Raw genomic sequence first — 16,202 nt, 5'->3', positions numbered from 1 at the left:
TACTACGAAAGAGACATAAATTCTTGAGGAGGAGATTAACATGGCACAGAACAATAATAACAAGATGAGTAATGAAGAAGCTGGTAAAAAGGGCGGACAAGCAACATCAAATAATCATGACAGAGACTTTTATGAAGAAATTGGATCCAAAGGCGGACAAGCTAACGCAGATGCACATAGTAAAGAGCATTTTCAAGATATAGGATCTCAAGGCGGACAAGCAAATGCAAATGAGCATGATAAAGAACATTTCCAGAACATCGGCTCTCAAGGCGGCAATGCAACAGCAGACAGCCATGGACAAGATTTCTATGAAGATATAGGTTCAAAGGGCGGTAAGGCAAATGCAGATGCCCATAATAAGAAACATTTCCAGGAAATTGGATCGAAGGGCGGAAGCTCCAATAACAATAACAATTAAGAAAGCAGTGTGAGTAATTGAAGAGGCAAAAGTGATCGCTTCCGAATTCGTTGATTCGGGAGCGGTTTTTGCTGTTAAGAAACTTTTCTTTTTTGTTAATCGGTACGCATCCGATGTCATCTACATAGAATGACTTGAGTCAAAAAGGAGGGGATTTCATGTCTGAAGGTTACGGCGGTAAAGGATACGGGAGCGGTTTCGCGCTTCTAGTAGTACTATTCATCTTGTTGATCATCATCGGTGCTTCTTACGTTGGAGGCGGCTACGGTTACTAATCAATACAAAAAGAAACCGCGGTTATGTACTGCGGTTTCTTTTCCTCTTTTTCTTTTTATTATCCAATGTCACCTCTGTTAAGGAAATGAATGCTGCGATAACAATCTCTGTGTGCCATGCTATATGTACAGGTTCGTATAAGCCATTCACAATGGAGATGGCAAGCCAATTCATTAAAAAGTTCAATGAAAAAGCAACCATAAACTCATATAAATTCTGTGTTTTATGCTTCTTAGTGAGTATATAGTAGAAAGCTTTTGCAAATAACTCACCGAAAATACTTAGAACAAGGTATACACCGACGAATACGGCCAAATGGCTTGGTGATTCATAAGCAACACCAAGGATACTGAAAGCACCCAGGAATCCGAAATAATAAAGGACAGCTACGAATGCGAGCGGAACTCCCACCAGTATAGATATGATAATTGTTATCGAAATCTTTGAACCTCTATTTCTTTCCCCATTACGCTGCCGTATTGCCACTGCTATCACCTCGTGCATTCTCTCTGATCCTTAATACGAATAGTCCAGCTAAAGGTTTCATATAGATGGATAGTCAGAGCGAAGCAGGCTGTACATGACCATATCCAGGAATACACCATTCATTTTTTCATATTGACGCAGAATACCTTCTTCATGAAAGCCGGCTTTTTCGAGCAGACGACGTGAAGGTGTATTTTCTGGCTCCACCTTTGCTTCTATTCTATTCAACTGTAACGTCTGGAAACCTTCCTCAATCAAAGCATGCAGTGCTTGGCTCATATAACCTCTCCGCCAGAAGTCCTTTCCTATCTCGTAGCCTATTTCTCCGCGTTGGTTCATGGCATCAATGTAGTTGAACCCGCAAGTACCGACGATTGTGTCATCTTCCAGCACGATTGTGTAGCGGTCGGCATGTTCCAGCTGCGTTATGTACAGGATCATCTCTTCTGCTTGCTTTACAGATTGCATTGGAGTGATATTCATAAAGGCAGTTACATCCGGATCGGACCAGAATTGAAATAGGGTTGGCGCATCGGCAACAGATATGGGACGCAGATTGATTTGTTTTTTGGACAAGTTGTATACTCCTCTCATTGTATGATTAGTCAATATTACGTACATTTAATATATATGATAGGCGGTGATGCTCTTGTTATCTTTGTTTCTGACAAACGTGCTTTTAGGACTCTCCATCGCTCTCCCAGTTGGCACAGTGACGATTGAGATGACCAAACAAGGCTTAAAGAATGGTTTTGTTCATGGCTGGATGGTTGGCATAGGCGGCATGACAATTGATTTTCTGCTGATGGTGGCTCTTTTCCTTGGTCTGGCCCCCATTCTGGCTGCCCCAACTATCCAGACGGGCATGTGGCTGCTTGGTGCCATCTTCTTGCTGTATATTGCCTATGACAGTATCAAAAATGCGGACAAGCAGATTATGATCAACGGGGAAAAAACGACAAAAAAATTGCTGTCATCCTACAAAAATGGATTACTTGTAGCAATTTCACCTAGTAATCTCGTATTTTGGATAAGTGTTTTTGGAACGTTTCTATCAAGCAGTTTTTCAGAAGGAAACGAGCTTTCCTTTATTGTTGCTGGTCTCGGTATTCTAGCTGGTATCCAAGTGCATGATATTGGTCTGATGAGTATTGTTGCAGGTACCAGAAGAGTCGTCAATGAGACTTTCGTGAAATGGGTGTCCATCGGTGCTGGATTAGTGCTTAGTTACTTTGCTATCCTCTTTTTCACTCAGTTTTTGAAACGTATCCTCTAACCAGGGGCTATTTGTAGTTTACCGCTTTTCTCCTGTAGAATATAGATATAATCTCCTGGAGGCGGTAGTGATGGCAGAACCCTTGAAAGCAATGTATACGAAAAATTTCCTGGAAGGTTTCGCTTCCAAGGTGAAACAAGCCCATAACAGTTTCGATGACAGGACGTTTGTCGAAAAGGTAATGGACGCTGAATGGGAAGTCCTGGAATTGAAGGGTCGAATACGCCGGATCAGTTTGGTGCTCGGTGACCTTCTCCCAGAGAGTTATCCTGAAGCTTTAGGTATTCTGCTTGCGATCCAGGACCAATGCGAAGGTTTCCCGTATTTATTCTTTCCGGACTTTGTCGAGGTCTTCGGGCTGGAGCCAGAGCATGAAGTAATGTCACTGCATGCATTGGAGCAATTCACAAAACGCTCAACTGCAGAATTCGCCATAAGGGCATTTCTGATTAGGTCCCCAGAGCGGATTATGAAACAAATGCTGAAATGGGCAAAATCTGACGATCCTCATATACGCCGTCTGGCAAGTGAAGGCTGCCGACCGAGGCTTCCATGGGGGCAAGCGATTCGGCAGTTTAAAGAAGATCCAAGTCCTATATTTGAAGTGCTGGAATTATTGAAAGCCGATTCCTCTTTGTATGTGCGGAAAAGTGTCGCCAATAATTTGAATGATATTGCCAAGGATAATCCAAGACAAGTTATCTTAACGGCAAAACGCTGGAGCGGTTTTTCACCAGAAACAGACTGGATCATCCGGCATGGCTGTCGTACATTGCTTCGGAGCGGTGAACCAGAGGTGATGGCTTTATTCGGATATGAAGAAGCGGCTGACATGCTGGCTGGCGCTGTAATAGCAACAGATCGTAATCTTGTTGCTATTGGAGAAGCCGTAACCTTATCGTATTCATTTATCGTGAAACAGCAGGCGAAGCTTCGTATAGAGTATGCAATAGACTTTGTGAAGAAGCGCGGGATATCCCGGAAAAAATTCCTCCTCTCGGACCGGATATTTACTTCTGGAGAGTGTATCACAAAAGAACGAGTCCATAATTGGAAAGACTTGACCACCAGGATCCATTATCCGGGTATACATCGTATTGTCCTGCTTGCCAATGGGGTGGAAGTGGCACATACAGATCTGGAACTGATCAAGTAAAGGAGTGGAAAAAATGAAAAGCATTGCAGTTTTTTGCGGCTCCAGCGTTGGTGCATCACCAGCATACATCGCTGCAGCAGAAGAGTTAGGAAGGACGCTGGCTGCCGAAAATCTGACACTTGTCTATGGCGGTGCAAGTGTAGGTTTGATGGGGGCAGTTGCGAATGGAAGCATGCAAGCAGGCGGTCATGTGATCGGTGTGATGCCTGAGTTCCTGGAGAAACGGGAAATTGCCCATTCCCATGTATCGGAACTAATCGTCGTGACTTCCATGCATGAACGGAAAGCGAAGATGGCAGAGCTCGCAGACGGCTTCATTGCACTTCCGGGAGGACCGGGTACGCTTGAGGAGTTTTTCGAGATCTTCACATGGGCACAGCTTGGACTGCATAAAAAGCCGCTCGGGATTTTGAATGTAGAAGGCTATTATGATCTGCTGGTAAACTTATTTGACCGCATGGCAGATGAGAAGTTCATGCATGAAAAATATCGGACAATGGCAATCTCTGATACGGAGCCGGTCAGCCTTTTGGAGAAGTTCCGCCATTATGAAGCGCCGGAAGTAAAAACCTATATTAGACGACCAGAGCAGACGTGACAGCGTCTGCTCTTCTATTTACCGAATATTTCTTCCTCTGGATAAGCATGAGTCCAATGAAACGGCTGTAGCTCCTCTAAGGATACATATTTCACCTTATTCTCTTCGTGTGTCACAGCCACTTGTACGTCACGTCCCCAGTAAAGTAATCGCTCCTGGCAGATACCGCATGGAGTCAGTACTTTAAAGGGGCTATTCTCATCATCACGTGTTACGCAAATGGAATGGGTTACTGATGTTTGTAATTTATGAGCTTCCAGAATAGAGCCAACTTCCATGCATAGCTCGGTCGCAGCATTCAGTACTTCAGGAGCTACACTTGTAAGAATAACGCCTTCCCTAGTACGCATCGCAGCAGCACCACCCCAGCCACTCGGATAACGTTGCTTGATTAACTGGATTGCTGCCTCATATAACATATCCATTACTATCACTCCTTTGTTTTTATTATAGAAGGGTACTTTTATTGCTTTTTAGCTAAACGACGTAGTAATCATAAGGTGCTTGTACTTCTTTTTACGTTCTCATCTAACCTATGACCTATATTACCATCCTAACCCTTATGGTAAAATATTCAAATATAGGAGGCGTTGCAGTGTGTCAGATTTCAAGATTGGCAGTGTGTTTGTACACGTGAAGGATGCGAATAAGGCAGCAAATTGGTATGCAAATCTTTTAGGAAAACCTGAACCGCAGCCAACGGCAGGACCGGTGCAGTTCATGGAAACTGCTGATGGAAGAGGACTTGTCATTGATGATAACCGAAAAAATGCACCGGGTATCCGTCCGGCCTTTATGCTAGAGACGACAGATATTAAGCTTGCATATGAGCGTGTTAGCGAGCAAGGAGGCAAAATTGTCCGGGAGCTGGAGGAAGATGCAGCTGTTGCATTCTTCAATTTTGAGGATCCTGATGGCAATATCGTCATGGTGTGTGAACAGCGCACATGATTATCTGGCTCAATGGTGCATTCGGTGCGGGAAAGACACAAACTGCGATTTCTTTACGATTTCGGCTTCCGAATGCCTTCATTTATGATCCGGAAGAAGCGGGGTTTTACATAAGGAGTAATATACCGGATTCGATGCAGAAATCTGATTTTCAGCAGCATACACTATGGCGTTCCATTGTATATGAACATCTGGCTTATATGGCTGCAAATAAGGATAATGTCATTATCGTCCCAATGACAATCACGGAACCATCTTACTACAAAGAAATCGTCGGAAAGTTGCGTAAGGATGGCCACCAAGTCCATCATCTTGTATTGACTGCTTCTGAGGAGACATTGCGTGGTCGGCTTGCAAAGCGAGGGAACAAGCAGAATTCTTGGGCTGCTCAACAGATAACACGGTGCCTGCAAGGCCTGTCCAATCCAATCTTCGAAAACAAGCTGATAACTGATAATATGTCGATAGCCGAGGTAGTCGAGGCTGTAGGCCTGCAAATGGACCTTCATCTGCAGAGCGATCCTCGTTCCTGGTGGAGGATACATTGGCCTCGCTTAACCTCAAGATGGAGATAGAGATGTGTATCTTTATACTATAATGCCTCAAAAAGGTGGTGGATGAAATGAGTATTGAGAACGTAAAAGATTATCTCGCAAATTACAACCGAAGCAGTGATATCATAGAGCTCGACTTATCCAGTGCCACTGTAGAACTAGCTGCTGCTGATCTTAATGTGGAGCCTGCACGTATTGCGAAGACGTTAGCCTTCAGAGGCAGAAAAGATGGGGAATCCGTCCTGATAGTTGCTGCAGGGGATGCAAAAATCGAAAATAAAAAGTTTAAAGAGCTATTCGGCGTAAAAGCACGGATGCTTTCAGCTGAGGAAACGTTAGAACAAACGGGTCATGCTGTTGGCGGAGTTTGTCCGTTTGGTTTAATAAATGATTTGCCCGTGTATATGGACATTTCCTTAAAGCGGTTCGCTACGGTGTTCCCAGCCTGTGGAAGCAGTAATTCAGCAATAGAACTGACTTGTGAAGAACTTGCCGAATATGGCAAGGGAAAAGAATGGGTGGATGTCTGCAAGAGCTGGACAGACAATAGCTGATTTGGAGGCAACAGCTTAGCATGCAGGGGGTTCCGCTTTGCTTCTAACTCTGACACTGCTAAACTTAGCATGTACCCTATACTTCACAAAAAGATAGGTTAGGAGAAAGAATCATGTCAGATAATAATACAAAAAAAGAGATATTTTCCTGGCTGCGAGCGATCGGAATTGCAGTCGTTATAGCTTTTGGCTGCCGATATTTCCTGTTTACACCGTCAACGGTACATGGAGAGTCCATGCTGCCGACATACCAGGATAGTGACCACGTCATTGTCAGCAAAGTTTCGAAGATAGAAAGAAATGATATTGTTGTATTCAATGCACCCGATGCGGATGCCCACTATATCAAACGGGTGATTGGTCTGCCTGGCGATACAATTGAGGTAATAGATAATGTGCTGTATGTGAATGGTGAAGCGCAGGATCAATCTTATCTGCCAGGGGATATGGTTACGGGTGATTTTAAACTGAAGGAATTGACTGGCAAGGAAAAGGTACCAGAAGGAAAAGTGTTTGTCATGGGAGATAACCGGACCAATAGTAAAGACAGCCGCATGTTCGGATTCATTTCAGAGAAAGAAGTAATCGGAGAAGTGAAGATGACCTTCTATCCATTCTCTGATTTCCACATCGGTAATTAATATGTGTGAGGTACATGGAAAAACAGTAGATGGAGAGACAAGGTGTGTACATTATCACTCTCCATTGGATGTTATAGCAATCAAGTTCGCCTGCTGCAATCAATTTTATCCTTGCCATCAATGCCATGAAGAAACAGCTGGTCATCAGGCCGAGGTATGGCCAAAAGACCAATTCGATGAGAAAGCGATACTATGCGGTGTGTGTAAAACAACGCTTCGTATCGACCAGTATATGGATACAGACCATTGTCCAGCATGTGATGCAGCATTCAACCCTGGTTGTCAGCTGCACCATCATCTATATTTTGAGCGAATAGAAAGAGACTGTCGTTGACTGACAGTCTCTTTTTGTCTGTTTAAGATACGGACCGCTGCTGAGAGGTATCGCCTGTTTTGGAGAAGATAAATTTCAGCATGGACGGTGTTACAAGTGTGGTCACAATGACCATGATGATAATACTTGTGTAGTATTCCGGATCAAGTAAACCGGAGCTTAAGCCAGTACCTGCAATGATCAATGCAACTTCGCCTCTTGAGACCATACCAGTTCCAATGGCCATGGAAGATCTTCCGTTGAAGCCAGTCATTCTTGCTCCCAGCGCTCCGCCGAAGAGCTTTGTGATAATGGCCATAATGCTGATAAGAACGATGAACAGAAGCTGTGATCCAACACCTTCGAAGCTGATATTCAAGCCGATGCTGACAAAGAATACGGGTACGAATACGCCATATGCAATCGGCTCTAATTTATGTTCCACTGTTTCTTTATACTTTGTCTGGGATATTGCAATACCAGCTGCAAATGCTCCGATAATCCCCGCAACACCCATATACTCGGCAAAATAGCTGAACACTAGTGCCAAGATGATGCCGCCTGAAACGACTGTTTCACTTACTCGAAGACGAGAGAACAGCTTCATTACTAACGGAATAAGCCAAATACAAGCGATAATGATCACGCCGAAGAAAAGAACTTTTTTCCCAATCAAAGCGCCCAAACTTACTGATTCCCCTGTACCGAGCACACTCATCAGCACCGCCAGTAAGACAACAACGAGAATATCATCAACAACAGCTGCTCCAAGGATTGTCGTACCTTCTCTTGAATTCAGCTTGTTCATTTCCTTCAATGCCTGGACGGAAATGCTGACGCTTGTTGCACAGAAGAGCAGAGCCATGAACAATGCATGTCCCTGACTCATGTCAAATGCAAGGGCAAGGCTGTAACCGCCGATGAAAGGAAAGAGTACACCAAGAACAGCGACAGTAAATGCGGATTTCCAGTTTTCTTTCAGTTGTTGCAGATCTGTTTCCAGTCCGGCAATGAACATGAGGACAAGTACTCCGATTTCGGAGAATTCATGGATGAAGGAAGTTTGCTGTATCCAGCCGAGTACGGCGGGACCAAGGATGACACCGGCAAGCAACTCCCCCAAAACAGAAGGCTGCCCAATCTTTAAGGCTAGCTGTCCGGCAATCTTCGTAAACAACAAAATTAAAGCTAAGTGCAAAATGAATTCCATATCTTACTCCTTTGAAGTGTATTTATGCATTTAGACGCAAAAAAGGCATGTCCTCCAGTTTTCACTGTGAACATGCCTAAATAGACACAGAGGGGCCTGGGGTGGCAGGCTCCTCCGAAAAATGCATATGTAATTAATTTATAGTTACTCATTATAGAGTAGATATAGAACGAAAACAACCACTTTTTCATCTGTTTGCAGCTGGCAGAAAAGGGAAAACAGGTGACGTAACCTATGTAAAGGAGTGTCAGACGTGAAAAATACATTTGATTTTCATACAAAACAAGGACTCTATCAGCATATTGAAGAGACACTTTCATTCTATTATCCTGCAGCGATAGACAGCACTTATGGAGGATATAACGAAGGCTATCATAAAGATGGGACACTCACAGAGAATACAACCAAACATATCGTCGGACAGGCGCGACACTTATATAATTTCAGTGTCGGCTTCGAACTTACAGGTAAAACGGAATATAAAGAAGCAGCGGAGCACGGCATTGTCTTTTTTCAAGAAAATGTGCGTGATACGGAGTATGGCGGTTATTTTACAGAAATGAAAGATGGCGGTGTGACAGATGATAAAAAGCTGGCATATGGGCATGCATTCATTTTCCGGGCTGCGGTCGCTGCAGTAGAAGCAGGGATAGAAGGTGCAGAGGAATTGCTTGCGGATGTTTATCAAGTGCTGGAGGAAAGGTTCTATGAACCATCCGCGAAACTATACAAGGATGAAGCATCCCGTGATTGGCACGGCTTTTTGGAATACCGGGGTCAAAATTGCAATATGCACATATGTGAGTCAGCGATAACCGCGTACGAAACAACTGGCCAGCAAAGGTATTTGGATCAGGCTTTACAAATTGCAAACCAAGTCACCAATAAACTGGCAGCTCAAAGTAACGGTCTTATATGGGAGAACTACGATGAGGCTTGGATGAAGGATGAACAATTCAATCATGGCGAAACAAGAGACGAATTTCGTGCCTATGGGTTTGTAGGCGGACACCAATTTGAATGGAGCAAGCTCCTTGCTTGGCTGTATAACCATAAGCAAGACAGCTGGCTGCTTGAACGTGCGGAAGAGCTTTATCAAACCGGCTGGAAACATTACCACGACCAAGATCAAGGCGGCATATTCTTTGTGATGAGCCCTGATAAGGAGTTGATAGATAAAGGGAAATCTTATTGGGTTTTAGCGGAAACGCTGGCAGCATCAGCATTGCTGCATGGTCAGACGGGAAATGATATATATCGGGAACATTATGATGAGCTGTTCCGATATGTACAGGAGCATTTCATCGATCCTGTACATGGTGCTTGGTATCAATGGCTTACAGCAGACAATAAAGTGGAGGACGAGGTGAAAAGTCCTTCCCCGAAAACGGATTATCATCCGATCAGTGCCAGCTATTTGATAGCGTCTTACCGTGGAGAGGATCTGTAGCATAATGCGCATTTCCTCTTTCTTATTGCTATAATGAATAGGAAGGGAGTGGATTAGTATGTATCAAAGTGAAAGACTGCAAATCAAACCATTAGAGAAAAAGCATGCCAGTGAGCTTCTGGATCTGAACCTTCGGAACAGGGAACTTTTCGAGTCTATCTCACCGGTAGAACGCAGTGATTCGGACTATACCATCGAGAAATACAAAAAGAATATCGAAGCCGCACAGAAAGATTGGCAGGAAGATAAACGCTACGAATTCGGAATATTCCTGAAACAGGATGATATTCTGATTGGAACAGCTTCCTTATTCTTTGTAGAGCGGAATACAGCAGAAAAATGCATGATTGGGTATTCGCTTGATGAAGCGCATAATGGGAAGGGGTATATGACGGAAGCAGTACAGCTTATTTTGGATTTTGCTTTTGGAGACGGAAAGTTCCACCGAGTAGAAGCGGGGGTAATGCCGCGGAATCTAGGGTCGGTTGCGGTACTCGAGAAATGCGGGTTTCAACGAGAAGGGTTGGAACGCGACTTGCTGCGTATTGATGGCAAGTTCGAGGATCACTATAAGTATTCCATTTTGGCGACTGATCCGCGGACAAACTAAAACCCAGGAGCATATACCCCTGGGTTGATCATCAATGCTGCTGGGATGGAATAGGACGGGAATGTCTGCGTTCCTTATTCTTCTTGGCAGCAACAGGCTGCTGCGGACTGCGGACTGTAACCGCAAGGAAGAATGAAATGACGCAAAGTACGGCGATGGCAACGAATGTTGGCTGGAAACCGCCGAGCAGTGTTGCGATGAAGGATCCTCCTAATGCCCCAATACCAAACCCCTGATAAATGACACCATAATTTTTGCTCTGATTTTTCAATCCGAAATAATCAGCGACGATAGTCGGGAAGACTGTGATGTTACCGCCAAAGAAGAAGGCGATTGCCGCCACACAGACAAAGAACAATGTTGTTGATAGTTCTACCATGCTTAACACGGCGACAGCTCCTGCAGTGACAAGCAGTCCTGCTGCAACCAGGTACAGCCGTTCTACCTTATCGGACAGAGCCCCCAGCACAACTCTTCCAGTCGTATTACAGATAGCCACGACAGCTACAGCGTTCGCTGCTGTTGCAGCAGATAGACCAGCAAGTTCCATGCCGGCATCTTTGACGATACCGATCAAATACAAGCCGCTCATACAAGCTGTCAGGAAGATGATGAATAGAATGTATGCTTGTTTTGTGTGCAGCATTTCCTTGATGCTGAAGTTTTTAGTTGCCGCGCCAGTCGCCGTTTCCTGTGGAAGGATAGCATCCTTTAGGAAGAAGGCTCCTCCGCTGATTAAGATGATTGCTGCGATTCCCCAAATCAGGAATGTGCCTTGCACGCCTGCAGATGAAAGCAAGGCTTGGTTGATATATTTGAAGACTAAGCTCCCTGTTCCGAATGCGCCTACTGATATACCAGATATGAGACCTTTCTTTTCTGGGAACCATTTGATTACGTTCGATAGTGTAGTGATATATGCAATACCGTTGGCGAAGCCGACAACAACGCCTGCTAATAGATAAATGAGCCATAGTGATGTAGCTAGAGAGCTTAGAATCAGTCCTGCGCCGAGCAGGATTCCAGCAAAGATGACCAGTTTCTTGATGCCGAGTTTATCCTGCAGCTTTCCGCCAAAAAGAGTGGCTACTGCTAGTGCAAAGCTCGTAATAGAGAAGGTGATTGCTACAGAAGATGTGCTCCACCCGTATGCATCAGCCAATGGCTGGTTAAATAAACTCCATGTATAGATAGTACCTAGACCAATTTGGGTAATGATAGTCCCTAGTACAATCAGCCAGCGATTCGTTCCTGTTTTCATGAGAAATCCCTCATTTCATCTACGTTGTTTTGATAGTTTTATCATATCCGCAATAGATGTATCTGAAAGCGTTTTCTCATGAGTTGCTCGATATGAGGAATGAATGGTCCTTAAAGGCGCATGATCTGTCGAAACTCTTTTGCTTTACTGCGGCTCACCGGAATCTGCTCATCAATTCCTTTCATTTTGACAAGATACGTATTATGGAACCAAGGCAGAATCTCATGTATTTTTTCTGTATTTACAATGTAAGAACGATGGCAGCGGAAAAACATATCTGCTGGAAGCTGCTGTTCGAATGTACTGATAGAACCAGGGTAGGTATATGCTTCATCCTTAGTGTGTACAGTTGTCTGTTTTTCATCAGCTTCAGCGTAGGCGATTTCCTTCAGATTGATTACATAAATCTTCTCGTCCTTCCAAACATTGAGCCGTGCCGGTGTTTCTTCCGGTTCTATTCGCTCTGTATCTGCCGGTGCATTCTGTGATTCTAGTTTCTTAAGCATTGCTGCAACCCGCTCCTCGCTGTATGGCTTCAATATATAATCGAAAGCCTCAAGCTCGAATGCTTTCGCTGCATGTTCTTTGTAGGCAGTTGTAAATACGATGGTCGGTTTATGCTTGAACTGGGCGAGGCTTCCTGCCAGCATCATCCCATCCAGTGACGGCAGGTTGATATCGAGGAACAATACATCCGTTGTATGTTCCTGAAAGTATTTCAGCACATCCAGTCCATCATCGAAGCAGTTTGTCACCTCGATGGAACTGTATGTATCAATCAGATATTGCAGCTCCTCCTGTGCAGGTAATTCATCTTCTGCAATGATTGCACGTAATGTCATGGTTATTTCCCTTCCTTCACTGGTATATCAAAGTAAATCTCCGTACCGGGATCAAGCCGATTGATGGTCAGTCCTTTTCCGTAAATCAGCCGGACACGCTGATGTACGTTGGCAAGTCCGATATTTTTCACACTTGCTTCGTCTTTATAAAGCTTTTCGACAATCTCCGGGTCGATCCCAGCCCCGGTGTCCCGTATACTGATGCGGATGTCATGTTCCCGTGCTTTGACAGAAAGATAGACGGCACCCTGCCACTTGCTTTTCCGGACACCATGGTGGATCGCATTCTCTACTAATGGCTGCAGCAGCAGACTAGGCACCTTTATCTGTACCGAATCAATATCATAAATGATCTGGAGTTTGTCACCGAAGCGGGATTTTTCGATTTCCACATAGTCCCGTACCTGTTTCAATTCTTCTTCTATAGCGATCATTTCATCATGCAGCTCCAAGTTATAGCGCAAGTAGCCAGATAAGTTATGGATAAGCTCGCGGGCACGATTCGGATCGCGTCTTGTTGTCGATGCAATCGCATTCAGCGAGTTGAAAAGGAAATGCGGGTTGATTTTCGATTGCAAAGCCTTTAGCTCGGCTTTGTTGGCAGTCTCTTTCATTTGTTCAATTCGGGAAATCTCCATTAGGTTTGAAATGATCTGTGCCAGACCGATGCCAAGCGTCTGCAAAGAGTCCGTTATCCGGTTTTCCTTTTCATAATATATTTTCAAAGCGCCTGTTACCTCGTCGCCCTCCTGAAAAGGAACGATAAGCAGGCAGTGCATCTGCGGCAGGTGATGATCATCCACCTCATTGCGAATGACAATTTGACCGCTATTGATGGCTTGTTTCGTCATCTCGCTTACGATCGACGTTGTATCCTGATAGCGCTCCGCTCCCAGTCCGTAATATGCTACGACTGTATTCGTATCCGTTATGGCCACAGCATCTGCACCAATCTCTTCTTTGATGATTTGGCAGATACGCTGCAAGGAAGCAGGAGTGATGGACCGGAAATAAGGAAGTGTTTTATTGGCGATATCCAATGCAAGCTTCGCCTGGGCGGCAGCAATCTGTTTCTTTTCTCCTTCGATATTATGGACGAGCAGGATAAGCAAACCGATGCTGATTTCGCCTATCATCATCGGAACAGCTATTTGTTCAACAATCGAAACACCTTGGGACCTTGGTTCACCGAGCGCGATGATAAGCAGCATGGTCATTGCCTGACTCAGAATCCCAGCACCAATACCGACATACCACCAACGATGCTTTTTGACTCTGCGATTGATGAATCCCGACACAAAGCCTGCTGCTACACTAGTAATCAAACAAGGTAAGGATGTGATGCCGTCGATGTCGATCAAATAACGGTGCAAGCCAGAAACAATACCTGTAATGATACCGACCCATGGACCAAATAAAATTCCGCCAGAGATGATAGCCACTGTCCTTATATTAACGAGACTGCCTTCCACTTCAATCCCGGAATATGTTCCGAATATGGCGAAACTGCAAAAAACGATCGTCAGTACGCTGAGTTCCCGGACTGAGTGATTTTCTTTTTGTAGTATTTCTTTGAACCCTTTAATCTTGGTCAGGAAAAACAGGATGATCAGCAGCAAGGCAGCGCGCTCGAATATCGATATGATCATTTCCAAAGTTGAATTCATAGTTGTAATCCCTTTCATCTGTATTACTAACAGTTTATCAGAAATTTAGACTGGAAGGGAATGGATGCGATGATAAATAGCTTGGTAAATGATAGATTCATTTGATAGAAATTACTGCTTGGAAATAATATGTCATATTGTATAATTAGGCTGGATTTATTAAAATGAAAGCGCTATAATTAGTATAATGAAACACCGTTCCACAATGTGGAATAATGAGGGCATCGTTGAAGATGCCATAATTTTTGAATTGTAATGTAAGGGGTTTCAATGAGGCTGTGGAGCCACAAATCAATGTAAGGAGATGATAGAAATGGAACTTCGATATGCAACTCATCCAGACCACGCCAAGACATTCACTACCGAGGAATTACGCAATCATTACTTAGTTGAGGAACTTTTTGTACCTGGGGAAATCAAGCTTGTATACAGCATGGAGGACCGGACGATCATCGGCGGTATTCAGCCAGCTGGCAGCTCAATCGCTTTGGAAGGCTATGATGAGATCAAGGCAGATTACTTCCTGGAAAGACGAGAAGTAGGGATTTTTAATATCGGCGGTAATGGAACGATTTCTGTTGATGGAGAATCATACGATATGGCGAACAAGGATTGCATCTATATCGGAAAAGGCAATCAGGAATTATTGTTTACCAGCAGTGAAGAGTCAAAACCAGCGAAGTATTATCTGTTTTCGGCACCTGCACATACCTCTTATCCAACTAAACATGTCTCTTTCCAAGATGTGCCGGGAGATGCTATGGGTGCAAAAGAAAGCGCGAATGAACGCGTAATTCGCCGGATTATCCATTTGGAAGGTATTCAAAGCTGTCAAATCGCGATGGGTATCACAATTCTGGAAAGCGGCAGTGTCTGGAATAGCATGCCGACACATACCCATAACCGCCGAATGGAAGCGTACCTGTACATCGATTTGGATGAGGATGCACGTATGTTCCACTTAATGGGGGAACCGACTGAAACGCGTCATCTTGTCATGAAGAATGAACAAGCTGTCATATCTCCGCCTTGGTCCATCCACTGCGGAAGTGCCACAAGCAACTATGCATTCATTTGGGCAATGGCTGGAGAAAACAAGACGTACACCGACATGGATCAAGTGTCGATGGATGAGCTGCGCTAAAGGGGGATGACGATGAGTTTAACGGACTTTTCCATGAGTTATTTCGATTTGACCGGCAAGGTTGCCATTGTCACAGGCGGCAGCAAGGGCCTCGGTCAAGGCTATGCAGTTGCCTTGGCAAAAGCAGGGGCGGATGTCTTCGTCGTGACACATCGAGACGATTGGGAGGAAACGAAGGCGCTGGTCGAGGAGGCTGGCGGCAAGGCACATTTCCATCAAGCTGATCTGACAGATAGAGAAAAAGTGAAGCAAGTTGTGGCAAGCTGTGTAGATGTGTTCGGCAAAGTTGATATTCTCGTAAATAACGCTGGTACGATCATTCGTACACCGCTGCTTGAGTACAAGGAAGAAGACTGGGATAAGGTCATGGACGTCAACCTGCATGCTGTCTATTTGTTGGGCCAGGAAGCAGCTAAAGTGATGGCAGAACAAGGCGGCGGAAAAATCATCAATGTCGCATCGATGCTGTCGTTCCAAGGCGGTAAATTTGTACCGTCCTATACAGCCAGTAAGCATGCTGTGGCAGGGCTGACAAAGGCCTTCGCCAACGAGCTGGGCGCTTATAATATCCAGACAAATGCGATTGCACCGGGATACGTAGCCACTGCTAATACAGCACCAATCCGTGCTGATGAAAAACGTAATGCAGAGATTTTATCCCGGATTCCAAGCGGTCGCTGGGCAGATCCGTCTGATTTGATGGGGGTAGTCGTATTTTTGGCAAGTCGTGCTTCCGATTATATGAATGGCCATGTCCTTGCTGTAGATGGAGGCTGGCTGGCAAGATAAACA

At 44.6% G+C, this 16,202-nt stretch carries 21 protein-coding genes; 14 read left to right on the top strand and 7 right to left on the bottom strand.

Going from position 1 to position 16,202, the window contains the following annotated elements; all coding sequences use genetic code 11:
- Window positions 1-40: 40 nt before the first annotated feature.
- The gene (locus SFC25_RS01645) at window positions 41-421 is read left to right on the top strand and encodes a KGG domain-containing protein (RefSeq protein ID WP_411213606.1); all 381 of its coding nucleotides are present in this window, start codon (window positions 41-43) and stop codon (window positions 419-421) included.
- A gap of 158 nt (window positions 422-579) precedes the next feature.
- Window positions 580-696: a YjcZ family sporulation protein gene (locus SFC25_RS01640; RefSeq protein ID WP_411213605.1), complete on the top strand. Its 117-nt coding sequence runs from the start codon at window positions 580-582 to the stop codon at window positions 694-696.
- Window positions 697-718: 22 nt separating this feature from the next.
- On the opposite strand, the gene SFC25_RS01635 is transcribed toward SFC25_RS01640, so the two are convergent.
- Both SFC25_RS01635 and SFC25_RS01630 read right to left on the bottom strand, forming a co-directional pair.
- Window positions 719-1,201 carry a YrvL family regulatory protein gene (locus tag SFC25_RS01635; RefSeq protein ID WP_411213604.1) on the bottom strand — a complete coding sequence of 161 codons (483 nt, stop codon included), beginning with the start codon at window positions 1,199-1,201 and terminating at the stop codon, window positions 719-721.
- 39 nt (window positions 1,202-1,240) lie between these two features.
- Complete coding sequence (locus tag SFC25_RS01630) at window positions 1,241-1,759, bottom strand: GNAT family N-acetyltransferase (protein WP_411213603.1); 519 nt, start codon at window positions 1,757-1,759, stop codon at window positions 1,241-1,243.
- Between the two features lie 73 nt (window positions 1,760-1,832).
- Here SFC25_RS01630 and SFC25_RS01625 point away from each other — a divergent pair, with 73 nt between their 5' ends.
- The 3 genes from SFC25_RS01625 to SFC25_RS01615 all read left to right on the top strand — a co-directional run bounded on the left by SFC25_RS01625 (window position 1,833) and on the right by SFC25_RS01615 (window position 4,213).
- A complete protein-coding gene (locus SFC25_RS01625; protein ID WP_411213602.1) occupies window positions 1,833-2,459 on the top strand; it encodes a LysE family translocator in 627 nt (208 codons plus the stop codon).
- Window positions 2,460-2,529: 70 nt separating this feature from the next.
- The gene (locus SFC25_RS01620; RefSeq protein WP_411213601.1) at window positions 2,530-3,615 is read left to right on the top strand and encodes a DNA alkylation repair protein; all 1,086 of its coding nucleotides are present in this window, start codon (window positions 2,530-2,532) and stop codon (window positions 3,613-3,615) included.
- Between the two features lie 13 nt (window positions 3,616-3,628).
- Window positions 3,629-4,213, top strand: coding sequence for an LOG family protein (locus SFC25_RS01615; RefSeq protein ID WP_411213600.1), 585 nt, complete (start codon window positions 3,629-3,631; stop codon window positions 4,211-4,213).
- 14 nt (window positions 4,214-4,227) lie between these two features.
- On the opposite strand, the gene SFC25_RS01610 is transcribed toward SFC25_RS01615, so the two are convergent.
- Window positions 4,228-4,647 carry a cytidine deaminase gene (locus tag SFC25_RS01610; protein ID WP_411213599.1) on the bottom strand — a complete coding sequence of 140 codons (420 nt, stop codon included), beginning with the start codon at window positions 4,645-4,647 and terminating at the stop codon, window positions 4,228-4,230.
- A 163-nt stretch (window positions 4,648-4,810) separates the two neighbouring features.
- Here SFC25_RS01610 and SFC25_RS01605 point away from each other — a divergent pair, with 163 nt between their 5' ends.
- From SFC25_RS01605 to SFC25_RS01585, 5 genes are all read left to right on the top strand, one after another.
- Window positions 4,811-5,164, top strand: coding sequence for a VOC family protein (locus SFC25_RS01605; RefSeq protein ID WP_411213598.1), 354 nt, complete (start codon window positions 4,811-4,813; stop codon window positions 5,162-5,164).
- On the top strand, window positions 5,161-5,739 hold the full coding sequence (locus SFC25_RS01600; RefSeq protein ID WP_411213597.1) for an AAA family ATPase: 579 nt from the start codon (window positions 5,161-5,163) through the stop codon (window positions 5,737-5,739). Before SFC25_RS01605 ends, SFC25_RS01600 begins: the two co-directional genes overlap by 4 nt.
- 47 nt (window positions 5,740-5,786) lie before the next feature.
- Window positions 5,787-6,272: a YbaK/EbsC family protein gene (locus SFC25_RS01595; protein ID WP_411213596.1), complete on the top strand. Its 486-nt coding sequence runs from the start codon at window positions 5,787-5,789 to the stop codon at window positions 6,270-6,272.
- Between the two features lie 113 nt (window positions 6,273-6,385).
- Complete coding sequence (gene lepB / locus SFC25_RS01590) at window positions 6,386-6,913, top strand: signal peptidase I (protein WP_411213595.1); 528 nt, start codon at window positions 6,386-6,388, stop codon at window positions 6,911-6,913.
- A 1-nt stretch (window position 6,914) separates the two neighbouring features.
- A complete protein-coding gene (locus tag SFC25_RS01585; protein ID WP_411213594.1) occupies window positions 6,915-7,247 on the top strand; it encodes a CHY zinc finger protein in 333 nt (110 codons plus the stop codon).
- Between the two features lie 22 nt (window positions 7,248-7,269).
- Here SFC25_RS01585 and SFC25_RS01580 read toward each other — a convergent pair whose 3' ends face one another.
- Window positions 7,270-8,436 carry a cation:proton antiporter gene (locus SFC25_RS01580; RefSeq protein ID WP_411213593.1) on the bottom strand — a complete coding sequence of 389 codons (1,167 nt, stop codon included), beginning with the start codon at window positions 8,434-8,436 and terminating at the stop codon, window positions 7,270-7,272.
- Window positions 8,437-8,689: 253 nt separating this feature from the next.
- Here SFC25_RS01580 and SFC25_RS01575 point away from each other — a divergent pair, with 253 nt between their 5' ends.
- Both SFC25_RS01575 and SFC25_RS01570 read left to right on the top strand, forming a co-directional pair.
- Entirely contained in the window at window positions 8,690-9,886 is a 1,197-nt protein-coding gene (locus tag SFC25_RS01575) for an AGE family epimerase/isomerase (protein WP_411213592.1), read from the top strand.
- Window positions 9,887-9,944: 58 nt separating this feature from the next.
- Complete coding sequence (locus tag SFC25_RS01570) at window positions 9,945-10,496, top strand: GNAT family N-acetyltransferase (RefSeq protein WP_411213591.1); 552 nt, start codon at window positions 9,945-9,947, stop codon at window positions 10,494-10,496.
- 31 nt (window positions 10,497-10,527) lie between these two features.
- On the opposite strand, the gene SFC25_RS01565 is transcribed toward SFC25_RS01570, so the two are convergent.
- The 3 genes from SFC25_RS01565 to SFC25_RS01555 form a co-directional block, all read right to left on the bottom strand.
- Window positions 10,528-11,757: an L-lactate MFS transporter gene (locus SFC25_RS01565; protein WP_411213590.1), complete on the bottom strand. Its 1,230-nt coding sequence runs from the start codon at window positions 11,755-11,757 to the stop codon at window positions 10,528-10,530.
- Between the two features lie 110 nt (window positions 11,758-11,867).
- On the bottom strand, window positions 11,868-12,599 hold the full coding sequence (locus tag SFC25_RS01560) for a LytR/AlgR family response regulator transcription factor (protein WP_411213589.1): 732 nt from the start codon (window positions 12,597-12,599) through the stop codon (window positions 11,868-11,870).
- A gap of 2 nt (window positions 12,600-12,601) precedes the next feature.
- Window positions 12,602-14,266 (bottom strand): LytS/YhcK type 5TM receptor domain-containing protein, encoded by a 1,665-nt coding sequence (locus SFC25_RS01555; RefSeq protein ID WP_411213588.1) that lies wholly within the window; start codon window positions 14,264-14,266, stop codon window positions 12,602-12,604.
- Window positions 14,267-14,579: 313 nt separating this feature from the next.
- Between SFC25_RS01555 and kduI the strand changes: the two genes are divergently transcribed.
- Both kduI and kduD read left to right on the top strand, forming a co-directional pair.
- Entirely contained in the window at window positions 14,580-15,410 is an 831-nt protein-coding gene (kduI, locus tag SFC25_RS01550; protein ID WP_411213587.1) for a 5-dehydro-4-deoxy-D-glucuronate isomerase, read from the top strand.
- Window positions 15,411-15,422: 12 nt separating this feature from the next.
- Window positions 15,423-16,199, top strand: a complete 777-nt coding sequence (gene kduD, locus SFC25_RS01545) for a 2-dehydro-3-deoxy-D-gluconate 5-dehydrogenase KduD (protein ID WP_038562874.1) — start codon at window positions 15,423-15,425, stop codon at window positions 16,197-16,199.
- The last annotated feature ends 3 nt before the right edge of the window (window positions 16,200-16,202 follow it).

Origin of the sequence: Terribacillus saccharophilus (assembly GCF_046592595.1) — a bacterium.
Taxonomy (GTDB): Bacteria; Bacillota; Bacilli; order Bacillales; family Amphibacillaceae; genus Terribacillus; species Terribacillus saccharophilus_C.
Note: the sequence above shows the minus strand (reverse complement) of the source record. Positions and strands in the feature narration are given on the sequence as shown.

Excerpts from the sequence above, each read along its gene's own strand:
- lepB (WP_411213595.1), top strand. The coding sequence starts at position 6,386 with ATGTCAGATAATAATACAAAAAAAGAGATATTTTCCTGGCTGCGAGCG.
- SFC25_RS01585 (WP_411213594.1), top strand. The coding sequence starts at position 6,915 with ATGTGTGAGGTACATGGAAAAACAGTAGATGGAGAGACAAGGTGTGTA.
- kduI (WP_411213587.1), top strand. The coding sequence starts at position 14,580 with ATGGAACTTCGATATGCAACTCATCCAGACCACGCCAAGACATTCACT.
- SFC25_RS01635 (WP_411213604.1), bottom strand. The coding sequence starts at position 1,201 with ATGCACGAGGTGATAGCAGTGGCAATACGGCAGCGTAATGGGGAAAGA.
- SFC25_RS01600 (WP_411213597.1), top strand. The coding sequence starts at position 5,161 with ATGATTATCTGGCTCAATGGTGCATTCGGTGCGGGAAAGACACAAACT.
- SFC25_RS01615 (WP_411213600.1), top strand. The coding sequence starts at position 3,629 with ATGAAAAGCATTGCAGTTTTTTGCGGCTCCAGCGTTGGTGCATCACCA.
- SFC25_RS01595 (WP_411213596.1), top strand. The coding sequence starts at position 5,787 with ATGAGTATTGAGAACGTAAAAGATTATCTCGCAAATTACAACCGAAGC.
- kduD (WP_038562874.1), top strand. The coding sequence starts at position 15,423 with ATGAGTTTAACGGACTTTTCCATGAGTTATTTCGATTTGACCGGCAAG.
- SFC25_RS01560 (WP_411213589.1), bottom strand. The coding sequence starts at position 12,599 with ATGACATTACGTGCAATCATTGCAGAAGATGAATTACCTGCACAGGAG.
- SFC25_RS01570 (WP_411213591.1), top strand. The coding sequence starts at position 9,945 with ATGTATCAAAGTGAAAGACTGCAAATCAAACCATTAGAGAAAAAGCAT.
- SFC25_RS01620 (WP_411213601.1), top strand. The coding sequence starts at position 2,530 with ATGGCAGAACCCTTGAAAGCAATGTATACGAAAAATTTCCTGGAAGGT.
- SFC25_RS01645 (WP_411213606.1), top strand. The coding sequence starts at position 41 with ATGGCACAGAACAATAATAACAAGATGAGTAATGAAGAAGCTGGTAAA.
- SFC25_RS01565 (WP_411213590.1), bottom strand. The coding sequence starts at position 11,757 with ATGAAAACAGGAACGAATCGCTGGCTGATTGTACTAGGGACTATCATT.
- SFC25_RS01580 (WP_411213593.1), bottom strand. The coding sequence starts at position 8,436 with ATGGAATTCATTTTGCACTTAGCTTTAATTTTGTTGTTTACGAAGATT.
- SFC25_RS01640 (WP_411213605.1), top strand. The coding sequence starts at position 580 with ATGTCTGAAGGTTACGGCGGTAAAGGATACGGGAGCGGTTTCGCGCTT.
- SFC25_RS01555 (WP_411213588.1), bottom strand. The coding sequence starts at position 14,266 with ATGAATTCAACTTTGGAAATGATCATATCGATATTCGAGCGCGCTGCC.